The sequence below is a fragment of the Virgibacillus carmonensis genome (genome assembly GCF_057836705.1).
Genome location: NZ_JBYQFJ010000143.1, coordinates 1 through 727 on the forward strand (window position 1 = coordinate 1; position 727 = coordinate 727).

1 protein-coding gene is annotated in these 727 nt (G+C 37.3%); it reads right to left on the reverse strand.

Translation table 11 applies throughout. From position 1 onward, the window contains the following. Window positions 1-570: transposase (locus tag AC3G7N_RS20980; RefSeq protein WP_489424093.1), on the reverse strand; the 570-nt coding region annotated here is incomplete at its 3' end. Window positions 571-727 lie beyond the last annotated feature (157 nt).

The window sequence follows — 727 nt, forward strand, 5'->3', positions numbered from 1 at the left end:
CTCCAGGCTTTCTCGTTCGATTTCTGGAAGAATTTCTTTCTCCAATAATTCATCATACATTTGGTTGGACTTTTCCACCAAATTAGCACTGTATCTTTCAACCGATTTACGCCATACAAACGTAAATTTATTGGCATTCGCTTCAATCTTGGTCCCGTCAATAAAAATCGCTTCTTCATCAATTTGTTTTTCTTCCACCAGCTGACAACGGAATTGCACGAAACATTGACGTAGTAGATTTTTGACCTCTGGATGCACACGAAAACGATTGATGGTACGATAACTTGGCTCATAACCTTGCGCTAACCACATCATACGCACACTATCTTTGAGTAACCCTTCGATTTTTCTTCCAGAAAAAACCGACTGCGTGTAGGCACATAAGATAATTTTCATCATCATTTGTGGGTGATAGGCTGGACATCCAGTTTCACGAGAAAAGGTAGCGAATGCTTCCTCCGGAATCTGTGTTACAACATCATTTACTGCATAGGCAATATCATTTTTGTCCAATTTTATTTCTAAATCTAACGGCAACACAACTTGATTTATGTTATAATTTTTAAACATAAGAATCCCTCCGATAATTATTGTGTGGTTACTTTAATTCTATCAAAGGGGATTCTTTTTGTTTAGTAAAAATAAACGATTATATAAAAAAAGCGTGGTATGTCACCTACACGGTGATAGCCACGCTTTTTTATTTACTGGGTTTTGTCCCAGCCTC